The 23,686-nt window shown below is 70.5% G+C and carries 14 protein-coding genes; 6 read left to right on the forward strand and 8 right to left on the reverse strand.

Going from position 1 to position 23,686, the window contains the following annotated elements:
* The first annotated feature begins 1,745 nt into the window (after positions 1 to 1,745).
* On the forward strand, positions 1,746 to 2,177 hold the full coding sequence (locus tag ACIBZJ_RS30010) for a hypothetical protein (RefSeq protein ID WP_395935451.1): 432 nt from the start codon (positions 1,746 to 1,748) through the stop codon (positions 2,175 to 2,177).
* Here the strand turns inward: ACIBZJ_RS30010 and ACIBZJ_RS30015 are convergent.
* The 8 genes from ACIBZJ_RS30015 to ACIBZJ_RS30050 all read right to left on the reverse strand — a co-directional run bounded on the left by ACIBZJ_RS30015 (position 2,174) and on the right by ACIBZJ_RS30050 (position 17,775).
* On the reverse strand, positions 2,174 to 4,462 hold the full coding sequence (locus ACIBZJ_RS30015; RefSeq protein WP_395935453.1) for a putative bifunctional diguanylate cyclase/phosphodiesterase: 2,289 nt from the start codon (positions 4,460 to 4,462) through the stop codon (positions 2,174 to 2,176). The genes ACIBZJ_RS30010 and ACIBZJ_RS30015 overlap by 4 nt on opposite strands.
* A 62-nt stretch (positions 4,463 to 4,524) precedes the next feature.
* Positions 4,525 to 6,816, reverse strand: a complete 2,292-nt coding sequence (locus ACIBZJ_RS30020; protein ID WP_395935455.1) for a putative bifunctional diguanylate cyclase/phosphodiesterase — start codon at positions 6,814 to 6,816, stop codon at positions 4,525 to 4,527.
* Positions 6,817 to 6,963: 147 nt separating this feature from the next.
* Positions 6,964 to 7,941: a hypothetical protein gene (locus ACIBZJ_RS30025; protein WP_395935457.1), complete on the reverse strand. Its 978-nt coding sequence runs from the start codon at positions 7,939 to 7,941 to the stop codon at positions 6,964 to 6,966.
* 8 nt (positions 7,942 to 7,949) lie between these two features.
* Entirely contained in the window at positions 7,950 to 9,185 is a 1,236-nt protein-coding gene (locus tag ACIBZJ_RS30030; protein WP_395935459.1) for a hypothetical protein, read from the reverse strand.
* The gene (locus ACIBZJ_RS30035; RefSeq protein ID WP_395935460.1) at positions 9,182 to 12,223 is read right to left on the reverse strand and encodes an NB-ARC domain-containing protein; all 3,042 of its coding nucleotides are present in this window, start codon (positions 12,221 to 12,223) and stop codon (positions 9,182 to 9,184) included. The genes ACIBZJ_RS30030 and ACIBZJ_RS30035 overlap by 4 nt, the downstream gene beginning before the upstream one ends.
* Positions 12,224 to 12,285: 62 nt before the next feature.
* Positions 12,286 to 14,703, reverse strand: coding sequence for a hypothetical protein (locus ACIBZJ_RS30040; protein WP_395935461.1), 2,418 nt, complete (start codon positions 14,701 to 14,703; stop codon positions 12,286 to 12,288).
* A gap of 175 nt (positions 14,704 to 14,878) precedes the next feature.
* Positions 14,879 to 17,062, reverse strand: coding sequence for a putative bifunctional diguanylate cyclase/phosphodiesterase (locus ACIBZJ_RS30045; RefSeq protein ID WP_395935462.1), 2,184 nt, complete (start codon positions 17,060 to 17,062; stop codon positions 14,879 to 14,881).
* Positions 17,063 to 17,382: 320 nt separating this feature from the next.
* On the reverse strand, positions 17,383 to 17,775 hold the full coding sequence (locus ACIBZJ_RS30050) for a cupin domain-containing protein (protein ID WP_395935464.1): 393 nt from the start codon (positions 17,773 to 17,775) through the stop codon (positions 17,383 to 17,385).
* 125 nt (positions 17,776 to 17,900) lie between these two features.
* Between ACIBZJ_RS30050 and ACIBZJ_RS30055 the strand changes: the two genes are divergently transcribed.
* Genes ACIBZJ_RS30055 through ACIBZJ_RS30075 form a run of 5 tightly spaced genes read left to right on the forward strand, consistent with a single transcriptional unit; the run spans position 17,901 to position 23,005 of the window.
* On the forward strand, positions 17,901 to 19,361 hold the full coding sequence (locus tag ACIBZJ_RS30055; RefSeq protein ID WP_395935466.1) for a benzaldehyde dehydrogenase: 1,461 nt from the start codon (positions 17,901 to 17,903) through the stop codon (positions 19,359 to 19,361).
* 27 nt (positions 19,362 to 19,388) lie between these two features.
* Positions 19,389 to 19,844, forward strand: a complete 456-nt coding sequence (locus tag ACIBZJ_RS30060) for an RNA polymerase sigma factor (RefSeq protein WP_395935592.1) — start codon at positions 19,389 to 19,391, stop codon at positions 19,842 to 19,844.
* 21 nt (positions 19,845 to 19,865) lie between these two features.
* Entirely contained in the window at positions 19,866 to 21,218 is a 1,353-nt protein-coding gene (locus tag ACIBZJ_RS30065) for an FAD-binding protein (protein ID WP_395935468.1), read from the forward strand.
* On the forward strand, positions 21,215 to 21,967 hold the full coding sequence (locus tag ACIBZJ_RS30070; RefSeq protein ID WP_395935470.1) for a decaprenylphospho-beta-D-erythro-pentofuranosid-2-ulose 2-reductase: 753 nt from the start codon (positions 21,215 to 21,217) through the stop codon (positions 21,965 to 21,967). Before ACIBZJ_RS30065 ends, ACIBZJ_RS30070 begins: the two co-directional genes overlap by 4 nt.
* Positions 21,968 to 22,024: 57 nt before the next feature.
* A complete protein-coding gene (locus ACIBZJ_RS30075) occupies positions 22,025 to 23,005 on the forward strand; it encodes a decaprenyl-phosphate phosphoribosyltransferase (protein ID WP_395935472.1) in 981 nt (326 codons plus the stop codon).
* Positions 23,006 to 23,686 lie beyond the last annotated feature (681 nt).

A 23,686-nucleotide genomic window follows, 5' to 3' on the forward strand; every position in this document is an offset into this window, starting at 1 on the left:
AGGCGCCGCGATCGTCTCCGCACGGAGGGGCGCAGTCCGGAGCACCGGATCGCGGGACGGCGCCGGACGAGACGACCGTACGGAAGGCGCAGCAGGCACAGACGCCGCCTCCGGCGTTTTCCCAGTCGCCGACGTCCGGAACCTCGGCCCCGGGCCCGTCGCTGTTCGCGCCCGGAACCGTCCCGAGCGGAGCCGTCCCGCCGGGAGCCGGCCCGACTCCGTTGCCTCCGCCGCCCCCGGTCTGGCCAGCAACCGTCGGTATCTACGCGAGCCCTGCCCGCCGGGCCGGAATCCCCGACCCCGAGCTCCCGGCCCCCGCGGCCTCCGGCCCCGCCGCTTCCGGCGTCGGCGCCCCCGGTGCCAATTCCCCGGGCCCCAATGCTCCCGGCTCCCATGTGCCTGCCACTTCCCCGGGCGCCCCCACCGGACCGACCCCCGCCGGGCGCGCCCCTGGCAGCCCTGTTACGGGCAATCCGGCCCCAGCTGGGCCGGTCTCAGGCACCTCGGCCCCCGCTGGGCCGGTCTCAGGCACCCCGGCCCCCGCCGGGCCCGCCTCGGGCACCCCGGCCCCCGGCGGGTCGGCCTCGGGCACCCCGGCCCCCGGCGAGCCGATCTCAAGCACCTCGGCCCCCGCTGGGCCGGTCTCAGGCACCCCGGCCCCCGGCGGGCCGGTCTCGGGCAATCCGGTCTCGGGCGGTTCGGCCGTCGGTGGGCCGGTCTCGGGCACCGACGCCGCCGCCAGGCCTGGGTCGGCGGCACCTGGCCCAGGGCTGCGCGGCACCGCAACCGCGCCGGGCACCGCTGCTGGCAGTGCGCCTTCCGGTCGCGACGCGTCCACTACCTCGGCGAGGGCGAACGGAGTCTTCGGCGGCTCGGCCACCGGACCCTCGACGGAGACCACCCGCGGCCAGGGCGGTCCGGTTAACCGGCCCGGCACCGCTGCCCCGACAGCTCCGGTCTCAGGTCTCCCTGCCGCCCGCAACCAGACGCTCGCCGGCCGACCAGCAGCGGGCCGCCCCGCCGCCTCCCGCGGCATTCCCACCAGGCCGAACTCCGCGCCCGGCAGCACGGACAACCGTGTGTCCGGCAGCTCCACACCCGGCAGCTCCACACCCGGCAGCTCCACACCCGGCAGCTCCGCCTCCAGCGAACCCACACCCAGTGGCCACGCGCCCGGCGGCCCCGCGCCCAGGCGTTCCGCGGCGAGCAGCCCGACGTCCGCGCCCGGCGACCCCGTGCTCAGCAGCCCTCCCGCAGGCCGCTCAACGGCCACAGGCCGCGCAGCCAAAAACCCCGCACCCAACGCCGCCCCAGCGGGCAGCGCCACCCCAGCCGGCACCGCCGCCGCTGCCACCGCTGCTGCCACCGCCGCCGCTGCCACCACAACCAACGCCGCCAACCCCTCCGCGGCCAGCCACGCGCAGACCGCTCCCCCGCCCTCTAGCTCCCCCGCCCCCAGCGGGCCAGCCCCCAAAGTGCCAGCCTCCAACGGGCCAGCCGCCCGCGGCCCCGCCCCCAGCGGCCCAACCCCCAGCGCGCCAGCCCCCAACGGCCCCGCCCCCAGCGCGCCAGCCCCCGGCGGCCCCGCCCCCGGCGGCCCCGCCCCCAACGGCCCCGCCGCCAGCGGCCCAGCCGCCAGCGGCCCAGCCGCCAGCGGCCCAGCCGCCGGCGGCCCGACCGCCGATCGGCCGACGCCGGCCCGACCGGATCGGAATCCCGGCGGCTTCCCACCCCCCGCCGAAACGATGGACTTCCCGGCCTCGGGCCTGCCTCCCGTCCCTCCGGGCGACGACCGGTGGACGCTCTCCGCCGCCAACAACCGGCGCGGACCGTCGAAGGTCCTCCTCATCGCGGGCGGCGCGCTGGTCGCGGCGCTGATCCTCGCCGGGGTCCTCGTCCTGCCCGCGCTGACCGGCAGCTCCGCCGACGAGACCAGCCCCCGCCCGTCGCCGGCCGCTGCCACGCCCACGGCGGCGCCGACGTCGGCGAGCCCCACTCCGAAACCGCGGCCCAGCGCATCCGCCGCCGGCGGCGAGTACGTAGCCCCCTACGTGCCTCCGGCCCCGAAGAAAACGACCCCGTCCGAGGACGAGGACGACTGGGACAACCCGCCGTGGGACGACAACGGCGACAACGACTGGGACAACGACGACCCACCCTGGTGGGAAGACAACTAACCGGCGACCGACGCACCCCGATCGGCGTGCAGCAACGGCTCGTCCGGCCCGGCCAGCAACTCGGTCACCCCGGAAGCGGGCATCGGCTTCGCGAACAAGAACCCCTGCGCGTGCCCGCACCGCAGGTCGCGGAGCCGATCCGCCTGCGACACCCCCTCCACGCCTTCCGCCACCGGACGCAACCCCAACGTTTCGGCCAAGCCCAGGATCGCCCGGGTCACCGCCTCGTCGGTCGCGTTCCCGTCCAGATCCCGGACGAACGAACGGTCGATCTTGAGCGCGTGGATCGGCAGCGTCCGCAGATACGTCAGCGACGAATACCCGGTCCCGAAGTCGTCCAGCGCGATCCGCACCCCCAGATCCGCCAACTCCCGCAGAGACCGCGCGGCCATGGCCAGATCCGCCACCAGCGCGGTCTCGGTGACCTCGAGCATCAGCGCCTCGGCGGGCAGCGACGCCTCCGCGAGGGCCGCCGCCACCTCGTCGGCCAGTCCCGGATCCACCAGGTGCGCCGCGCACACGTTGACGCTCACCACGAACGTCGGCCGGGATTTGCGCCACAACCCCACCTGCCGGCACGCCGCCCGCAGTACGAACCCGTCCAGTGCGGGCAACAGGCCGGAAGCCTCCGCGGTCTCCAGGAACGCTCCCGGCCCGAGCAGCCCGCGCGTCGGGTGCCGCCAGCGCACCAGCGCCTCGACCGCGGTGATCCGCTCCGACTCGAGCTCGACGATCGGCTGGTAGTGCACCTCGAACTCGCCCGCGTCCAGGCCGGCCCGTAGTTCCTCCTCGAGTCGCAGGCGCCCGAGCGTCGAGCGGGAGAGCTCCGGGTCGGCGACCCGATACTGGTTCTTGCCGGTCTCCTTGGCCTCGTACAGCGCCAGGTCGGCGTCCCGAAGGAGTAGTTCGGCGGTCGACGTCTCGTCGGCCAGCGCGATCCCGACGCTCGCCCGGACCACGACCGGCGAGCCCTCGCCGAGGGTGACCGGCTCGCCGACGCGCTCGAGCACCATCCGCGCGACCGCGACCGCGTCGGCCTCACCGGACGCCCCGGGCAGCAGGACGGCGAACTCGTCCCCGCCCAGGCGGGCGACCGTGTCGGTCGCCCGGACCGCGCTCTTCAGACGTCCGGCCACCGCTACCAGCAACTGATCGCCCGCGGCGTGCCCGCGCGTGTCGTTCACCGCCTTGAACCCGTCCAGGTCGACGAGGAGCAGCGCCGGCATCCCTGGGTCCGGTCCCAGCGCGAACTCGAGCCGTTCACCGAACAGCGCCCGGTTCGCCAGCCCGGTGAGCGGATCGTGATAGGCCTGGTGGGTGAGCCGGGCCCGCTGGGCGTCGATCTCGCTGTTCAGCGACGCGGTCATCCGCAGCGACAGGAACTGCCGGGCGAGAACCGCGAGCACCGCGCTCAGCGCCAGCCAGGCCACCAGCGCATCGAGCCGGCCGTACCGCATCTGGTCGCTCATCGCGACCAGGACCATCGCGGTCAGCGGCAGATAAGGCATGGTGTACGCGGCGAACGTGGTGCTGTCCCGGTCTCGGACCGGCGGTCCTCCGAACGGGAGGCGGGCCGACGCTCCGAGCGCCAGCGCCCCGAGCTGGAGCAACCCGTTTCCCCACGTCCAGTCGGCTCCCCGCAGGGTCGAGGCCAGCTGCAGCAGCATCGAGATCGCGATCAGCGCGAGGCCGACCGATAGCCCGGTGAGCGCGGTGACCTGGCGCGTCGAGCCGTTGGCCAGCAGGATCAGCGACATCGCCGCGACCACGATCAGCACGATGCACAGCACCATCAGCGTGACGCCGTCCGCACCACCGCCGTGCGACGCGTACCAGGCCTTCAGCACGAACAGCCAGACCAGCGCCAGCAGCGAGAACGCGGCGATCAGCCCGTCGAGGAGGAGCCGGAGCTTGCCCAGAACGGTCGGCGGCGCCACCGGCAGCGTCACCATCGCGGCGACGCCGAAGACCGCGGGCACCAGCGAGAGCAGCGCGGAGACGACGGTCTGCCTGGTCTCGGGCACGCCCGCCGCACCGGCGACGAGGTCCCAGACGAGCGCCACCAGCCAGCAGGCCGCGGCCGCCGCACCGAGGCGCCTGGCCGTCCGCAGCCGGCCCTCCGACGCCCGGCTCGACCGGACGTACCGGACCAGCGTCCAGGTCACGACGCCGATCAGCACGCCGCGGTCGATCGGATGGAACGCGGAGCCGAGCTGGGCCGACGACCCCTCGAAGAGCACGACGGCGACCAGCGCCGCCAGCCACCACCGTGCCTTCCCCGGCATGAGTCACCTATCGGCAGCCGCCGACCGTTGTGAAGGCATACGCGTTCCCGGCCGGGGAACGCCTACGTTCTGACGTCCAGCAGGTCGGTGATCTCCTCGGCCGGCATCGGCTTGCCGAACAGGTATCCCTGCGCGTGCCCGCACCGCAGCGCGCGGAGCCGGTCCGCCTGCGACACCCCCTCGACCCCCTCGGCCACCGGACGCAACCCCAACGTGTCGGCCAAGCCCAGGATCGCCCGGGTCACCGCCTCGTCGGTCGGATTCCCGTCCAGATCCCGGACGAACGAACGGTCGATCTTGAGCGTGTGGATCGGCAGCGTCCGCAGATACGTCAGCGACGAATACCCGGTCCCGAAGTCGTCCAGCGCGATCCGCACCCCGAGGTCGGCCAGCTTGCCCAGCGTGCACGCCGCCAGCGCCAGATCGGCGACGAGCGCGGTCTCGGTGACTTCGAGCATCAGCGCACCGGCGCTCACCCCGCTGTCCGCCATCGTGGCACTCACCTGGTCGACGAGCGCCGGGTCGGACAGGTGCGCGCCGGAGATGTTCACGCTCACGACGAACTCGGGCGCGATCTCGCGCCAACCCGTGATCTGCCCGCACGCCTGCGTCAGCACCCACTGGTCCAGACGTGGGAGCAGCCCGATCGACTCGGCCACGTCGAGGAACGCGCCCGGCGCCAGCAGGCCGCGCGCCGGGTGCCGCCAGCGCAGCAGCGCCTCCACCGCGATGGCCCGGGCGGACGCCAGCTCGACGATCGGCTGGTAGTGCACCTCGAATTGTCCGGCGTCCAGACCGCGGCGGAGTTCCTCCTCCAGCCGGAGCCGGGCGAGCGTCGCGGTGGAGAGTTCCTGATCAGCGATCCGGTACCGGTTGCGCCCCCGCTCCTTGGCGTCGTACAACGCCATGTCGGCGTCCCGCAGCAGCGTCTCGGCGGTGGAGCCGTCCTCGGCCAGCGCGATCCCGATACTGGCCCGCACCGACACCGGTGACCCGCCGATCAGCGCTACCGGCTCGGCCAGCCGGTCCAGCACCGCGTCGGCGACCGCGACCACGGCCGCCGGACCGCCTCCGGCGTTCGGTAGCAGCACCGCGAACTCGTCTCCGCCGAGTCGCGCGACCGTATCGGCCTTCCGGACGCACGCCTCCAGCCGCGCCGCCGTCGCGACCAGCAACTCGTCGCCGGCCGCGTGGCCGCGGGTGTCGTTCACCTTCTTGAAGCCATCCAGGTCGACGAGGAGCAGCGCGGGTTTGCCGCCGTCCAGCAACTCCGCCAGCCGGTCGGCGAACAGCGTCCGGTTCGCCAGGCCGGTCAGCGGGTCGTGGAACGCCTGGTGGACGAGGTAGTCGCGCTGCCGGTCGAGCTGGGACGCCAGTTGGGTGTTCAGGCGCAGCGCGAGCCCCTGCCGGGCCAGCATGGCCAGCGCGACCAGGACGCCGAGCGTCACCAGCGTGGGGTCGGTCGGGTCGCCGTGGTAGCGCCGGTACGCGGCGACGCCGAGCAGCACCGTGACCGGGACGAACGGCAGGACCTGGGCACTCGTGCCCAGCGGATTCCAGAGCCGCTGGTGCCCCTCCGGGATCGGGAGCCGGGCGGCCTGCCCGATTACCAGCCCGGCCACCGCGGTCAGGCCTCCGACCAGCGTGAACGGCGAGCCGACGCCGTTCAGCCGCAGCACCATCGTCGCAAACGTCGACACCGCGAGCAGCGCGATGCCGAGCGCGATGCTTTCGACGGTCGTCCACCGCCGGGATTCGTTGCCGAACGCGAGCAGAACCCCGACGGACCCCACCAGGATCAGCCCGCCGGAGAGCGCGAGGAGCGCGGCGCCCGGCGCCGGACCGCGCTCGGCGACGCGGACCTGCTCGACCGCCGGTCGCAGCACCAGCAACCAGGCGACCCCCGCGGTCGACAACGCGACGATCACGCCGTCGAACGCCATCCGGAGCTTCCCGGCCACGCTGGCCGGTGCGTCCGGGCCGGCCAGCAGCGCGATCAGCGCGATCAGGAGCGCGAGCAGCGCCGGGACGGCCAGGATCGCGGGCGGGCGGGCCTCCGAACCCTCGAGTCCGAGCTGGAGGGTGCGCACGACCCAGTAGGCGAGCCAGGGCACCATCGCCAGCACACCGAGTCCGCGCAGCAGGCGTTCGCGCCCGGCCGAGCCCCGCCGGGCGCGCACGTGTTCGCGGGCCGCCCACAGCGCCACACCGAGGTTGAGCACCGACGGCAGGACCGCACCGCGGCCGGGCAGCGGCAGGGTCAGCGCGGGTAACAGCACGATCAGCGCCAGCGCGGCGACGATCCACCACACCGGAACCCGCGCTCGGGACTCGTCGGGCCGCGGCCGGGTCACGAGAGCGCTCGTCCGTGGCACGGTCGACAGCATCCTCGCGTGGTGTACCGGCCTCAACCCGTCTTGTCCGCTGTCACCCATTTGGCCCACTGCTTCGATCCAGGTAGGTGACCACCCCCACTCGGCCCGGAGCACGAGGTACGCCTGTCACCGACTGAGCGCGGCGATCGAAAGGACCAGGTGCGCCGACTCGGTGTAATAGATGTCGCTATGCGCGCCGGGCACTTCCGCGCGTCGGCGGTATCGCCAGCTAGCGTCCACGTTCGTAATCCGGGTAGCCGTGAAGTCGGTCGATCGATAGGGCTCGGTCGAGGCGTGGAGCGTGATCGTTCCCACTTCGCCGGAAGACAGCACCGCACCGACCGTACCGATGGCCGGATGCCCTTCAGCGATCCGGTGGAACGTGCCGGTCGCTCGGTCGTGTTCGGAGAACGTCAACACGATCGGGCCCTGGACCGGCCCCTCGGTCAGTAGGGACGCGAGGCGGCCGTCGAAGATCGTGGGCGACGCGGCCATCTGGAATACGAGCAGCGAGTCAACGGCGAACGGGTGCGACGACGGCCAGGGCCAGCCCAACACGATCGGGCGAGGTGGGTCAGCCGCCCAGCGGATCGCCTCGCCGAGAAATCGCCCTCCGAACGAGTGCCCGACGCAGTGGAGGTAGTGACCATCACGCGTCCGGAGCACGTCGCCGCCCAACCGCTTGCGGTCACTGCTCAGATAGCCGAGCAAGGTGCCGAGGATCCGGCTCGCCGATCCGTTCGTGCTCAGCTCATGTGCGCGGTCGCGGATCTCCTGGTATCGCCCCATCGAGGGCCACCGCACCACCAGGAAATATGGCCGGAAGTCGTCCCCCAACTGCCGGTAGCGGCTGGGTGCGTCCTCGTACGTCTGCAGTACCCCGTGAAAGAGCCGCTTCGCCGCGAAAAGGGCCTTTGCTGGTGAGTTTCTCCATCCATGGACGAAAACGAATATATCGGTGGTCACGGGCGGCACGTTCAGGTGATCGCGGAGATGGTCGGCGACGTCGGGCCACGGCACCGATCGACGTCTCTGATCGAGCAGTTGGCCCCAGCGATCGAGATCGACAACGCGCACACCGTCGAAGCCGGGCGCGGGCGGCAAGCGACTGGTCACGCCGTCGCCGCTTCCCGGCGTATCTGCATGTCCATCCCCTGGTAGACCAGATATGTCAGGCCCAGTGGATTGTCTTGGTTTTCGACGAACAACCGAGCGACGTAGCGGGCAGCCCGCCCGACCCGGGCCGGCGGAGGGCCGAACAGTTCTTTCAAGAACGCCGCCGCGAACTCACCGGCAAACTTCCGCGGAGCGATGATCTGAGGCCCGATCAGCGCCCCGGCCCCGGATCGAACGATGGTGTGACTCATATCGTTTACCGAGGAGAGGCCACCCTTACACGTGTTCATCACGACGAGAGGCTTCGACATCTGCTTACCGTTCAGCCAGTCCCGGACGTCCGGCGCGGAGACAGGTACCTGATCGGTGAGCTTGAGGTACTGCTTCTTCGCATTGTCGGTTTCAGTATCCGTATGGCAGCAGAAGTACATGATCTGCTCGGCCAGATCGCCGAGTCCCGGCTTGAAAGCCGACTTGTCCTCGTGCTCGACGACGTCGTCCACCGAGCCCCGCAGCAATGTGATGATCGGCGCGATCACCGGATCGTCGCCGTCGTCGATGCTCTTGTCCATGTACACGCCCGCCGTCATCGTGCCGTCGGGCGAAATCGGCGCTGGCCGCCCGTCCTGATCGCGCAACGCGTGTTCAATCAGGTGGCGATAACCAAGAAATCCCTCGAAAGGTGCGGGCTTCCCCGTCGACTCGAACACGTCCTGATTTTCCGGCGGAAGATAGAGCATCGGCCACGGCGCGTGCAGGTACTCGGAGCGCACGGTGATGACCTGCTCGAGTTCACTCCATAACGCGGTCTCGATCCACTTTCGCACCCCGCCGGTGAAGAGGTCCCGGAAGAGATCCGAGCCTTTCTTGGCCAGCGCCCACCAGACGGCGTCGAGTTGAGGACCGCGCAAACTCCTGAAGTCGACGGTTCGGATCAGCGGGGTTTCCGCGGAGGACGTCACCCGGCCGGGCACGAAGTCACGCAGGCTCGTGAACCATGCCCTCCGAAGGGCGTCGGCCTGTTCACGAATCTCCTCGGCCGGCAAATCGGCCTCACTGCTCAGCGTCACCGAACCGTGACCACCCTCACCCGGCGCGAAAAGATCAACGACGAGCTTCTCTCCCGATTTGCGGATCGAGAGCCATAAAGTCCGCCGCTCGTCGAGCGCGCCTGCATAGGTCTCACTCAACGGACGGTTATCTGGAGCGGAGGCGACGGTGAAATCCGTCACCTCATGGCCTCCCGCTGGCCGACCACCACTGTCCCCTCCACCGTGTGCTCCTGGAGCAAAGCGCTGTTCCACTCGGCATGAATGGCGAATCGCAGCGTTACCGATCCGGCGAAGGCCGGCGTCACTGCGAACCGCAGACGGTCGGACGGCGCCCGCGCATCGAGTCGCACCCGCTGCGCGACCGGCGTCACTGTGCCGTTGTCGACCGATACCACCACCGTCAGGTAGGCGGTTCCACCATGGAACTTCTCCCCCCACTCCGCTTCCCCGATCTGGAAGAGGATAGTCGTCTCTTGGCCACTGCGGAAGACAGGTGCCACATCTTCCGTCCAGATGCGAATACGCCGCTCGGCGGCATCCCCCTCGCCTGTTTCGGGCATTTCCGTCAACCCGGAGGCGTGCCACGAGACGTGTGCTCTGACCAGGTCGCCATGGGACCGGTAAATCTTCCAAGCATCGGTGAATGCTCGGGATGCATCGCCGCCGGATGACTGCGCCAGGAGCGCATGTCCGAAGCGAGCTGCCGCATATTCCGGTGACCATCGATAAAGGCGGTTAGTGGCGGCCTGCTCCACGAGGGCAGCCACTCGGCCTTCCTCGGCCTTCGCTTCTTCGATCTCATCCAGAAGCAGCAGCGCTTCCAGATTCACCACGCGGTCCCGAATAGCGCCAGCATGATCAGAGGTGGCCTCGCAGAGTTGCGCGGCCGCGATCGACGCGCGCAGCGCCGCGAAGGCCGCTCGGGGATTTCGGCTGTCCCGGGCAGCGCTAAGCCAGAGAGCCGCGCGTTGGCGATGAAGGAGGAGCAGCCGCCCGGCGTCGCCTGCCATCTCACCGGCCAGCTTCTCCAGCCGGGAGTTTGCGGCGTCTGGCTGTTCACCGGCGGCCTCGAGCAATTCCGACCAGAACCACAGTTCGTCGCCGTACCAAGTATCCGGAGGCAGCTCAGGCGGACCGGCCGGCCGGTCCGGGAAGCGGTGAAGATTCACCACCGCTCGAACCGTTGCGACGAGCGCCATCAGCCGACGATCGCTGACGTAGCCGGCGCCCTCGCCGGCGTGTTCCAGCTCGGCCGACGCATCGGCATAGGCACCATGTCGCAGGTACGACTGCGCGAGGCGGAGGTGCGCGAGAGCCTCCATCTGATACGGCAAGGCCTCGGCGCCGTCCTCGGCCGTCGCTGCCGGTCGCATCGATCGACGCTGATTAGCGGACGCCGCCGCCGCCAGCAGCTTTCGCTCAGCCCCCGCGTGGTCACCGCGGCCGACCAGGTACGAGCCCTCGGCGAGCAGTAGGGCGGCCTCGCTGGTCCGAGTGTGCGAGGACACCCTCGAATCCAGCTCCAGACCGCCCGAACCGACTTGGTCATGCTCGGCGGAAGCGATCCGGGTCGCCGCGACATGCGCCCGGTCGAACATCAAAGCCACTTCGTCCGCGCTCACGTCCGACGGTGTGCACTCGCCGAGCCGAGCAGCCAGACGCCAGCAGATCTCCCAGCGATCCGTCTCCCAGGCCGCGGCGAACGCGAGCAAGAGATTGCGATAGTCGCTCCGGATCCAGCCCTCCGGAATCCGCGCCAAGGACTCGGGCAGCGCCGACGGCTGTGGAATCCATTCGACCGGGAGTGGGACCTTGCGAGCCTCGTACGTGGGGTCCAGCGCCACGAGAATCTGATCTACGGCCTCGAGATAGGCCTTCCCCAGCTGATGCACCGCGATTTGCCGCGCTGCGACCGTGTTGCGCGGCGATTCAGCGAATCGGCCATGCACGACTGCCCGAACCAGCGGATGGAACCCGAATCGTTCGAGGTCGGTGACCGGATCGCGGCCGATCACGTCGAGTAGTTGAGCGTCGGCCAGGCCGACGACGATGTTCTCCAGGTCGAGATACGACTTGGCGCCCAGGTCGTTTCGCGGATCCAGGCGCTTGCGAGCCTCCTCGGGGCCATCCGGCACCGGCCACTTCTTACCGTCGTCGTAGAGAGGAAGGAGCGCCCAAGGGAGGAAGGTGGATGACGGCACCAGGGTAAGGAGCCCGAGAGCTTGCTGCTCGATCGGGGTCAGACGTTCGAACTGCGTTCCGATACGTTCGCCCACTCCGCGCCCCCGCACGGTATGCAACTCGAGAATTTCCGGTCGCTCGATCGGCTTCTCCAGCCTGCGTGCGAGATCGACCACCGTCTCGTCCTGCTGCAGGATGCGGTCTCCGACCGCCTTGATGGCGATCGGTAGTCTCCCGCACGCCTCGACGATGCTCATCGCGTGCTCTTCGTCGACGCCCTCCGACGTCTGCGAGACGCTTCGGAGAATCGCCAGAGCGTCGTCCTGACTCGGTAGCCCCAAATGAAACGACTGCACACCGAGTGCGGGGCCGAGGTTCGTGCGGCTGGTCACGATGACCGTGCAGTCTTCGCTCGTCGGCAATAGGCGTCGCACTTGATCGCTATTGTGCGCGGCATCCAGGACGATGAGCAGGCGGCGGGACGCGCTCAGCGTCCGGAAGAGTTCCACCCGCTCGGCAGCGGAATCGGGCATCGGACCGGGGTAGCCGAGATCGGTGAGGAACCCGCGAAGCGTCTCGGCTTCCGATCGGGCCGAACCGCCATTGTTGAGGTTCGCGGCGAGCGGACCTTGATAGCGCCCGCCGGATCGCTCCCACAGCTTCCGTGCGAGCTCGTTGGCAACCATGGTCTTGCCGATTCCGGCGGGCCCGTGGATCGTCAGGACCAGCGCGCCAGTGAATCCGCCGGGCTGCCGGAGCTCCTCGTACCGCTGAACCAGGTCATCCAGCTCGGTCTCGCGGCCGACGAACGCCCGGTGGCGGCGGAGGAGCCTGCTGACCATCGCGAGCGACACGTCGCGGCCGATGCTCGGATACCTGGCTTCGGTCTCTCTCAGCGACGGAAGCCGCCTGGTCCCGGACCGGTGCAGCGCGACATCGGCAACGCCCTGAACGGCCGCTGAAATCGTCAGCGCGGCCGCGAGAACGGACCGTGCTTCCGGTATGACGAACCACCCGACGAGCAGGGCGACGGTCACGAGCAGTCCCGTGGCCGAGATCACCCGGGCCTGCGCGCTGCTCAATGTCGGCCCGAGCCGGCTCAAAACTCGACTCGGCTCTCGACGGCCAGCAGTGCCGCCGCTCGCCGCGAGAGCGGGCCGCCCTCCTGTAGCGCCACACCAAAACTCTGTTTTCGGACGTCGGCGGCACGGCGCGCGTCCCCGAGCTCTTGGAAGACCCGCCGGGCGATTTTGAGCAGCGCCAGGGCCTGCTCCCGATTCTCCTCGGTTTCCTTCACCGGGCGGTTCACGCCGCCAGTAGTCAATGCACGTGCCATCTGCGCTGAAGCGAACGCCTCCAGCCAGGCGTCGTCACAGTTCTGCAGTGTCTCGACCGCCTCTTCGAGTACCGCTGCCGCTCTTGCGGGCCGCGGGGGTTCGGATCGCAGCATCGAACGGCCGATGAGAAGCCGACAGTGCGCTGTCCCGTACCGGTGACGGATCGTCGTGAACCGCTGAATTGCCGTCTGGCTGTGGTGGAGGACCGCACTGTGATCGACGGGCTTTCTCCGTCGGACCGCCTCCGCGTAGAAGGACCACGCCATCTGGTGCGCGCACCAGGCCGACCAGAGGGGCGAGTCGAGTTGCCGGTCAGCGAGCACGCCTCCCAATTCGGCGCGGGCCCGGTCGTAGTGTCCACGCCGGAAATGGAGAAAGCTACCTGCCCAGGCCAGTTGCGCGGTCAGTACGGGCGGCTGCTCGACGGCCGCCCGCCGGGCCTCGGCGAGCAGAGCTTCGGCGCGATCCTGATGGCCGGCCAGCGCATGCGCGATGACCGCTTCGCGCAGCACCAGAATGCGTTCCGGTGAACCGCAGCCGCTCACGAGGTCGCGGGCCTCTTCGAGGACGGCAACCGCCAGCGGGTGCTGCCGGAGGCGCCAATGCAGGCGACCGCGGATGCGGAGGGTTCGGGCTCGCAGTAAGTCGGCACCGGCACCGGATCGGGATCCGACCTCGACCGTGCCGAGCAGATCGAAAGCGTCACGGAAGGCACCGACCTCGGCGCGGAGGTCTGCCATCGCAGCAGTCGCCATCAACTCGGCCGAGACCATGGGGCTCTCCGGTTCACGAGCGAGCCGGACACTGTCTCGTGCGTGCCGCACCGCGCGGGAGAGTCGCCCGGAATCGAGCGCGCGATATACGTCGGCGTCACGATTCGCCCAGTCGACCGCCTCGTGCCGAGCAGCCTCCGCAGCCTTGAGGCGGGCCATCCGGCGTGAGATCTCCGCTTCCGGGATCACGAATCTCGACTGCTGCCGGACGTACTTGTAGACACGATCCAACAGCCGCAGATCAGGAACTCCGGTCGCGTCCAGGCTGCGTTGCTCGGCCAGCCGCGAGTCCACGAGCCGATCGGTCAAACGCCATGCCACCTGTTCGTCGGTCAGGCCGAGTAGCGCCTGGATCATCCATGGCGCGAACTTCCGATTCGACCGCAGTCCGAGCGACAGTGCCGCGTCGCGCTCCTGAGGCGTCAGCAACGCGAAGCTGATCCCGAGCACTTTCTGGTGAGTCGTGTCGTCCGGGTTCCCGGCGACCTCGCGCAGCTGGGCGAGGTCCAAACGCGCTTTGGGCCTGCTGGCCAGCGCGACGCCGGTGAGTTGAAGCGCGAGCGGGCTGCCACTGGCGGTTCGAATGAGCAGGCTGGTCGTCTCTTCGTCCGCGGCGAGGCGGTCCTCACCGAGAAACTGCGCGAGAAGTTGCCGCGCCGTGCGGTTGTCGAGGCCGCGCAATTGGAGGTTGAGGACGTCGGAATCCTCCTCCCACGCATCCACCGAGGTCACGATGCTGAGGCAGCACGGGTGCGCCGGCAACAGTTGTCGCGCCCACTTTTCGTCCGGGGCGTCGTCCAGGACGATGAGCAAGGGCCCCCTCTCGTCCAACGACGCTTCGGCCGCGGCCCGGTAACGCGACGCGATGTCGGTGCCGGCTCCGGAAGCCTCGTCCAGCCCGACGAGCGCTTCGAGGAAACCCTCCTGGATCCGCTGCAGTTCGGTGGTTCTGGAATCGTGTCCGGAATCCGGGTCGTAGCGACCGTACAAGCGCCCGCCGGTGAATTCGGAACCGGCGGCGTGGGCGGCCGAGAGCGCCAGCGCCGTACGTCCGATGCCTGACGGCCCACTCACGACTGCGATGCGTTCCTTACTCGGGTCCTGCAAATGAAGAAACGCGGCCAGACGTTGGGACTCGGCGACGCGACCAGCGAGCGCAGTCGGCGGTGGTGGCAGATTGGATGGTGCCAGCCCCGCCAGCCCGGCCAGCCCGGGCAGGGATCGTGAGGCGGCGCGGCGACGCAGAACCGGCCGGATCAGCAGCGACAACGGCCAGGCCAGCACATATCCGGTGAGCACCGCCACGGCTGGCGTCCAGGACCAGCTGTCCATGGACGCGCCGACTAATACAGCAATGAGGATCGACAGCAAGAGCACAGCACGTGCCCGGTGTGTTCGCCTGATCACGGCAACCCCCTTACCGCGGTCCGCCCGATGAGTTCCTACCCGTGAGACGGCTGCCGCCCCCAGCCTGCTCAAGAGTCCGGCCTCGCCGGTTTCCCTAGAGTATGCGTCACCGCGACAATGAGTGAGGACCGCACAGAGGCCACTGAAAATCTTCAACCGGCCGGACAGAGCAGCCTTACGCGACGGAGTCGGTGCGGAAAACGGTGAGGTGCGCGAACGCCTCAGCCGAAAGCGAAGGACCCAACGATGCGAGCGTGGCTCCGCAGTCGCGGAGCCGGGTTCGGGACTCGACACCGCTGACCACCGCCCGCAGCCCTAACGTCTGGGCCAGGTCGATGACCGCCCGGGTCAGCGTAGGGTCGACCGTCAGAGAGTGGTGCAGGGTGAGCGTCCGGATCGGTAGCGCGCGCAGGGCCGGTAACTCGATCGGCCCGGCGCCGAAGTCGGCCACGCCCAGTCGGACGCCGAGGGCCGCGAGCCCGTGAAGCGGACGCTCGAGCGTCGCGCCATCAGCGACGAGCGCGGACTCGGGCACCGCGAGCTCGATCGCGTCCGGACTCAGACCATCCAGACAGGACGCGACCGCGCTGACGACCGACGGGTCAGCGACGCACGCCGCACCCACCGGAATGGTCACCGTCACGCCCGGCCATCGGGAAGCATCGGCGCAGACCGCAGCAAGGATCCGGCGGTCAAGCGCCGAGAGCAGGCCGACCGCGACCGCCGCGTCCTCGAATTCGAAGCGTTCAAGTGGACCTCGGCTGCGGTGACACCAGCGCACGACCGCCTCGGCACCGACGACCCGCTCGGACGCCAATTCAACGAGGGGGCGATAGCTGAGCTCGAACTCGTCCCGGTCGATAGCGTCACGGAACTCCTCCTCGAGCCGGAACCGTTCGAGCGCACGATCGGCGAGTTCCCGATCGGCCACCCGGTACCTGTTCTTCCCCTCGGATTTCGCCCGATACAGAGCCAGGTCCGCATCCCGAAGCACCGAATCGGCCGATACGCCCGGCCGGGCCGTCGCAACACCGACGCTCACCCGCAGGCCGACCGTCGCCTCGCCCAGCGTTACCGGCCTCGCGACGCGATCGAGGATCGTCGAGGCGATGTCCCGGGGATCGACGCCGCTGGGGAGCAGGACCGCGAACTCGTCGCCACCCATCCGGGCGACCGTGTCGCCGTTGCCGACCGACGACCGCAGACGCCGTGCGACGGTCACCAGCAGCTGATCCCCGGCCGCGTGGCCGCGCGTGTCGTTCACGGCCTTGAAGGCGTCCAGGTCGATCAGCAGCACCGACGGTGTGCCGCTCAAGGCCGACTCGAGCTTCTCCGCGAACAGCGCGCGGTTCGCCAGGCCGGTGAGCGGGTCGTGGAACGCCTGGTAGGCGAGCTGCGCCCGTTGGCGCGTCAGTTCGTCGGCCAGCCGCGCGTTGCGCTTGAGCGACACGAACTGCCGGGTCAGCACCGACACCGCCAGCACGAACAACATGCCGACCAGCACCAGGTTGATCTGCCGCACCAGCAGCTGGTGCACTCCGGCGATCGCCGCCAGCGCGAGCAGCACCAGGTACGGCAGTGCCTGCGCGAGCGTCGACGGGTACTCCCACGGCGCCCGCCGGACGAACGTCGGCAGCGGCAGCAGAGCCGCGCGTCCGATCAGCGCGGTGCCGAGGAACAGCGCTCCCCCGGCCGCGATCTCCGGTGCCGGGCTGCCGGCCAGCGCCGCGAACCCGGCCGCCACCGCCCCGCAGGCCAGCAGCGCGATCCCGCCCGCGAACGATCCCAGTGACGTCGGTCCGTTCGGGCTGCGGCCGAAGAAGATGGGCACCGCCGCCGAGAGCAGCACCAGCAGTGACCCGGACAGCGTGATCAGCGCCAGGGCACCCGGAGCGTTGACGTCGACCCGCGGATCCACCCCGAACAGCGCGGCCCAGGCCAGCGACGCCAGCGACAGCCCCACCGCGATCCCGTCGAGCACCATCCGCGTCGTCGAGGAACGGGTCAGCCGAAATCCCGGCACGACCAGGAGCGGGATCACCGCGCAGGCGAGCCCGGCCTGGGCGAGCGCCGCGAGTACGCACATCCGCACCTCGAGGCTCGCCCCGAGCAGCAGCCCGATCTCGTTGCCGGCCAGCGCGAGCGCCCACAGCCCCAGCGCCGCCACGCTCAGCATCCGCCAGCGTCGCTGTGCGCCGGTCAGCTCGCGGGCGCGCCGGAGGAAGTGGAACATCGCCCAGGCCGTGACGGACAGTAATCCGACGCTCTCGACGTGCCGTGCTCCGTGGGGCAGCACCACGAGCGCGGCCTGAAAGGCCACGCTGAGGACCAACGTCCCGGTGAGCCAGCCCCGTTGCATCGCTCTTCCGCCCTCCGCGCGCCCGCCCGGCGTTTGCACGCCGGTCGATTGCGCCTGATGACAGCTGAAGGGCGACTGTAGGACTCAGCGGACCCGAGAAACACCCCGTTCACGGATGTATGCAGGGGCATGGCCCGGTTAGCCACCGGGTTTGATCGTTCACTGTGACGCACATCGCAGCTGCGCTCGGGCCGCTGGCGACCCTTCGGGAGGGCGGCGTCGACACCGGGGGCGCGGAGCGCCACCCCGGTGCCTGCGGCTCTGACGTCGGCCCGCCGGTCGTCCGAAGGAAGAAGTAAGGCTCCGGTCGGCGACGGAGATCAGGACGACGGGGGTTCGTCCTTGCCTGCCTCCTCGAGGCGGTCGGCCTCTTCCTTGGTCTTGTGGACGGCGCCCTCGGCGTGGTCCGGCGGGCCGTAGATCGTGTAGAGGACGAGCGGGTTCGGGCCGGTGTTGACGAAGTTGTGCTTCCGCCCGGCCGGGACGACGACCAGGTCGCCGGCGGCGATCTTGCGCGTCTGGCCGGAGACCCTGGCCTCACCGACGCCGCTGACGAACGTGAGGATCTGGTCGGTGTCCTCGTGGACCTCCTCGCCGATCTCCCCGTTCGGCGGGATCGTCATGATGACGAGCTGGGTGTGGTCACCCGTCCAGAGGACTCGACGGAAGTCGGGGCTCTTTTCGGCTTCGGTGGCGATCGTGAAGTGCTCCATGCCGCGCTGACTTCCCCGCGGAGCCCCGGCTTACACCGGCCGTCCGTCCAGCGGAAACCGGTCTGGACTTTCCCTCGTTGGCCGGTGTGACATGCGGCAACCGACGTCGAAGGAGTTGTACGGACATGGGTCTACTGGACAGTGCGGTCTGGGACGGCAAGATTTACCTCGACGGCTGGACCGACGGCGGTGCGGACCCGGCCCCGGTGGTCGAGCCGGCCACCGGCAAGGAGCTGGGCGTACTCGGGCGGGCCTCGGTCGACGACGTCCGGCGGGCCGCCGCACGTGCCGCCGAGGCGCAGAAGGAGTGGGCGGCGCGGCCGTACACCGAGCGGGCTGCCGTGCTGCGGAAAGCCGGTGACCTGTTCGTGCAGCACGCCGACGAGATCTCCGGCTGGCTGGTCCGGGAGGGCGGCGCGATTCCCGGCCGGGCCGGGTTCGAGATCGAAACCGCAGCTCAGGAGTGCTACGAAGCGGCCGCGCTGGCCTCGGCACCCTACGGCGAGGTGCTGCGCTCCTCGATGCCGCGGTTCAGCATGGCCCGGCAGCTGCCGGTGGGTGTGGTGGGCGTGATCGCGCCGTTCAACGTGCCGGTGATCCTGGCGATCCGGGCGATCGCGCCGGCGCTCGCGCTCGGTAACGCGGTCGTGTTCAAGCCCGATCCGCGCACGGCGGTGTGCGGTGGCGTCTCGATCGTCCGGGTGCTCGAAGAAGCCGGGCTGCCGAGCGGTGTGCTCTCGCTGCTGCCGGGCGGGGTCGACGTCGGTGAGGCCGTGATCTCCGACCCACTGACCAGGGTGATCGCGTTCACCGGCTCGACCAGGGCCGGGCGTCGCATCGGCGAGCTGGCCGGGAAGCACCTCAAGCGCGCCCACCTGGAGCTGGGCGGCAACTCGGCGATGATCGTGCTGGACGACGTCGACCCGGTCGAGGTCGTGTCGGCGGCGGCCTGGGGATCGTTCTTCAACCAGGGCCAGGTCTGCATGACCACCGGCCGGCACCTGGTCGCGGCCGGCATCGCCGACGACTACATCGCGGCGCTGGCCGAGCGTGCGGACCACCTGCCGGTCGGCGACCCGGCGACCGAGCAGGTCGCGCTCGGCCCGATCATCGACGCCCGGCAGCGTGACAACATCCACGCCCGGGTCACCGCGAGCGTCGAGCAGGGCGCGCGGCTGGCGGCGGGTGGCACGTACGAGGGGCTGTTCTACCGGCCGACGGTGCTGGCCGACATCCCGACCACCGCGCCGGGCTGGGCCGAGGAGATCTTCGGGCCGGTGGCGCCGGTCCGCCGGTTCTCGACGATCGACGAGGCGATCGCGCTGGCCGCGGACTCCGAGTACGGGCTGTCGCTGGGCATCATGACCCGCGACGTCGCGAAGGCGCTGGAGATCGCGGCCGAGATCCCGTCCGGGGCCGTGCACATCAACGACCAGACCGTGAACGACGAGGCCACGATTCCGTTCGGCGGGGTCGGCGCGTCCGGCACCGGCTCGCGGCACGGCGGCGGGCGGGCGAACCTCGAGGCGTTCACCGAGACGCAGTGGGTGACGCTCCGGTCGACCCCGGCGCAGTACCCGTTCTGAGTTCTCCGTCGGCACGCGACCCGGGACCTGCCGCCCGCCGAGCGCGAGGCGCTGGTGCTCTGCGTCTGGTCCGGCGTCTCGTACGCCGACGCGGCGGCAGTGCTGGGCATCACCGAGGCGAGTGTCCGGTCCCGGGTCAGCCGGGCCGGAGCACACCTCTCCCGGGACGCCACCGGTCTGGACGTGCTGTTCTACGGACCGGGAGGTCACCTGCGGTGCGGTTACCGCGCGGACTCGCCGGTCGTCCGGGTCGGCGAGAGCGGTTCGCTGCCGCCGACCTGGCTGGGAATGCCGGTGAACTACGACGGCGGCGACTCGGGCAACCGGATTCGTGAAGTACTACGGCCGGGTAGCGCCGTACGTCACCCGGGTACGGCTCGACGTGGGCGGGAAGTCGGCCATCGCTCCGGTGGTGAACGTGGTCGACGCGCCGCGGGGGAAATGCGCCGGGGCGATCCGCTGGAGATAGCTACTGCCGAGTAAGGATTGTGGCAGGGTGGCCGCGTGAACGTTCAGCGTCGGCTACTGGCGGGATGGGGCTCGACGGCCCCGACCGCCGCGGACGTGGCGTCCCCTACCTCGATCGACGAAGTCGTCAAGGCCGTCGGGGACGCCCCGTTACGTGGGGTACTGCCTCGCGGGCTGGGCCGCAGCTACGGCGATGCGGCCCAGAACGCGGGCGGGCTCGTCGTCGATCTCACCGGCTGCACGCGCGTGCGCTCGTTCGACGTCGAGCGCGGTCTCATCGACGTCGAGGCCGGGCTGAGCCTGCACACGCTGATGCGTCAGGTCTTGCCGTTCGGCTGGTTCGTTCCGGTCACACCCGGGACCCGGTACGTCACGGTCGGCGGGGCGATCGCCGCCGACATCCACGGGAAGAACCACCACGTCGAGGGGTCGTTCGCTCAGCACGTCCTGCGGTTCGAGCTGCTGCTGGCCTCCGGCGAGGTGCTGACCGTCGGCCCCGGCGACGACCCGTTCTGGGCCACCGCGGGCGGCATGGGCCTGACCGGAATCGTGCTCAGCGCGACGATTCAGCTGCTGCCGGTCGAGACCAGCCTGATGTCGGTCGACACCGAGCGCGCGTCCGATCTGGACGCGCTGCTCTCGCGGCTGGCGTCCACCGACGACTCCTACCGGTACTCGGTCGCCTGGATCGACCTGCTGGCCCGAGGCCCGCGGATGGGCCGGGCGGTCCTCACCCGCGGCGACCACGCGCGGCTCGAGCAGCTCCCCCGGCGCAAGCGGGCCGAGCCGTTCGCGTTCGGCCCGCACCCGCTGGCGTCGGTCCCGCCCGGCGTCGTTCCGCCCGGCCTGCTCAACAAAGCGACGGTCGCCGCGTTCAACGAGGTCTGGTACCGGAAAGCTCCGGTCTCGAAGCGCGGTCAGCTGCAGTCGATCTCCGCGTTCTTCCACCCGCTCGACCTCGTCGAACGCTGGAACCGCGTCTACGGACGCCCGGGCTTGGTGCAGTACCAGTTCGTGGTGCCCAACGGCGCCGAAGACGTCGTCCGCACCGCCGTCGACCGGCTGAGCGCGGCCGGGTCGCCCGCGTTCCTGGCCGTGCTCAAGCGGTTCGGCGCCGGCAGCCCCGGGCTGCTGTCGTTCCCCTCCCCCGGCTGGACGCTGGCTCTCGACCTCCCGGCGAACATGGCCGGGCTGCCGCGTCTGCTGGACGGGCTCGACGAGCTCGTCGTGGCCGCCGGGGGCCGGATCTACCTGGCCAAAGACTCCCGGCTGCGGCCGGAACTGCTCCCCGCGATGTACCCGCGGCTGGACGAGTGGCGCGCCGTGCGCTCCCGTCTCGACCCGGCCGGCGTTTTCGCGTCCGATCTGTCGAGGAGGCTGGCGCTGTGATCAACGCCCTGGGGTCGCCGCAGTCACTGTTGCTGCTCGGCGGCACCTCGGAGATCGGGCTGACCCTCGCGCGGAGGCTGATCCGCGACCGCTGCCGCCGCGTCGTGCTCGCCGGGCGTCCGTCTTCCCGGCTCGAGGAGGCGGCCGACCAGCTCCGTGCGGCCGGTGCGACGGTCGAGGTTCTCCCGTTCGACGCTGCCGACTCCGCGTCGCATCCGGCCCTCGTCGAAAAAGCCTTCGTGGACGATATCGATCTCGCCGTTTTCGCGTTCGGCGTGCTGGGTGACCAGGCCGCGGCCGAGCGGGACGCTTCGACCGCGGTCGAGATCGCGACCACGAACTACGTCGGCGCGCTCTCGACGCTGGTGCCGGTCTCGCAGGCGATGCAGCGGCAGGGGCACGGCACGATCGTCGTGCTGTCGAGCGTGGCCGGCGAACGGCCGCGGAAATCGAACTTCGCGTACGGCTCGTCCAAGGCCGGGCTGGACGCGTTCGCGACCGGGCTCGGTGACGTGCTGCAGGGATCGGGCGTCCACGTGATGGTCGTGCGGCCGGGATTCGTCCGCACGAAGATGACCGCCCACCTCGAGCCGGCGCCCCTCTCGACGACACCGGAGGAGGTCGCGGACGCGATCGTCACCGGCCTGCGACGGCGCCGGGAAACGATCTGGGTGCCCGGCACGATGCGGTTCGTGATGAGCGCGCTGCGGCACGTGCCGCGACCGATCTTCCGCAAACTCCCGATCTGACATCCATCCATCGACTTACCATCGCGAAATGGCAACGTAGCCGGCGAAGGAGTTCGCGTGAGGGACACGGCTACCGCATCCGACCCGTCCGCCGTTCCTCTGCCGCTGCCCCCGCCGGACGCGGACGTGGGCGAAAGCACGGGCCGGTTACGGATCTCCACTCGCTCGTGGGCGTTCACGCAGTCGCTGCGTCCCCGCCAATGGATCAAGAACGTGCTGGTGTTCGCCGCGCCGCTCGCGGCGGGTCAGCTCTGGCACCTGCCGATCCTGCTCGACGCGCTGGTCGCGATGGGATCGTTCATCGCCGCGTCGGCCGGCGGGTACCTGATCAACGACGCGCGGGACGTCGAGCGCGATCGGGCCCACCCGCGCAAACGACTGCGGCCGATCGCGCGCGGAGACGTGCCGTTGCCGCTGGCCTACGCGGCCGGGATCGTGCTGATGGCCGGGTCGATCGTGGTCCCCGCGCTGACCGGGTACGGTCACCTGGCGATCTGCGTCGGGGTGTACGTCACCTGCACGACGCTGTACTCGAACTGGCTGAAGCACGAACCGGTGGTGGATCTGGCGCTGGTGGCGGCCGGATTCCTGTTGCGCTCGATGGCCGGTGGGCTCGCGGCGGACCTGCCGCTGTCACGGTGGTTCCTGATCGTGGCCGCGTTCGGGAGCCTGTTCATGGTGGCCGGGAAGCGGTACTCCGAGATCGTGACGGTCGGCGACGACCAGGGGACGCGGCCGTCGCTGCGGGAGTACTCGGCCAGCTATCTGCGGTTCGTGTGGAGCACGTCGGCCGGTGTCGTGATCGCCGCGTACTGTTTGTGGGCATTCGAGGTGGCGGATGAGCGTGCCGGGGTCACTTCCGCGCCGTGGACGTCGCTCTCTATCGCGCCGCTGGTGCTCGGGCTGCTGAAATACGCCCGGGACGTCGATCGTGGACACACCGGTGAGCCGGAGGAAATCGTGTTACGGGACAAGATGCTGCTGGCCCTCGGTGGGGTGTGGCTGGTGCTGTTCGGGCTGGGTGTGCTGCATGTCTGAGCGGGAGACGGAGCGCGAGCGGGAGACCGAGCGCGAGCGTGCGACCCAGCGCGAGTGGGCAACCGAGCGCGAGCGTGCGACCGAGCGCGAGCCGGAGGACTGGGCCGGGCCGCGCGAGGAGCCGGCGTGGGTGGCGGCGGAGCAGCGGCGGTACGCGTACGGGCCGCCGATCAGCCAGCCGTCGGCGGAGCCCTGGTGGGAGGCCCCTTCCGCCGCGTCTTCGCCCGCTGAGCCCGCGTCCGCTGAGCCTTCGTCCGCGGCGTCTCCGGCCTCCGCGCCTCCGAGCTCCGCGCCTCCGAACTCCGCGTCTCCGAGCTCCGCGTCTCCGAGCTCCGCGCCTCCGAGCTCCGCGCCTCCGAGCTCCGCGTCTCCGAGCTCCGCGCCTCCGAGCTCCGCGTCTCCGAGCTCCGCGCCTCCGAGCTCCGCGTCTCCGAGCTCCGCGCCTCCGGCTGCCGGGTTCCCGTCGGGGCCGGCGCCTCACCCGTTCCGGAGCCGTCCGGGCGGCGGGGTTCGCGTTCCGGTGCCGGAGGCGTCCGAGCCTTCGGAGCCCGGGGCGGGCTGGTCGCGACCGGCCGGGTCGCCGCCGGCCGCCGCGCCGCCGGCCGAAGCCCGCCTGGCCGAGCCCCCGCCCTCTCCGGCGCCGCCGGCCCATCCGCCACGGACCGAGCCGGTAGGGACCGA

Source organism: Cryptosporangium sp. NPDC051539, from assembly GCF_044454545.1.
GTDB lineage: Bacteria > Actinomycetota > Actinomycetes > Mycobacteriales > Cryptosporangiaceae > Cryptosporangium.

Bases quoted from the DNA above. Each gene is read 5' to 3' on its own strand.
- ACIBZJ_RS30010 (WP_395935451.1), top strand. From the start codon at position 1,746: ATGGACTTCCCGGCCTCGGGCCTGCCTCCCGTCCCTCCGGGCGACGAC.
- ACIBZJ_RS30015 (WP_395935453.1), bottom strand. From the start codon at position 4,462: ATGCCGGGGAAGGCACGGTGGTGGCTGGCGGCGCTGGTCGCCGTCGTG.
- ACIBZJ_RS30045 (WP_395935462.1), bottom strand. From the start codon at position 17,062: ATGCAACGGGGCTGGCTCACCGGGACGTTGGTCCTCAGCGTGGCCTTT.
- ACIBZJ_RS30050 (WP_395935464.1), bottom strand. From the start codon at position 17,775: ATGGAGCACTTCACGATCGCCACCGAAGCCGAAAAGAGCCCCGACTTC.
- ACIBZJ_RS30055 (WP_395935466.1), top strand. From the start codon at position 17,901: ATGGGTCTACTGGACAGTGCGGTCTGGGACGGCAAGATTTACCTCGAC.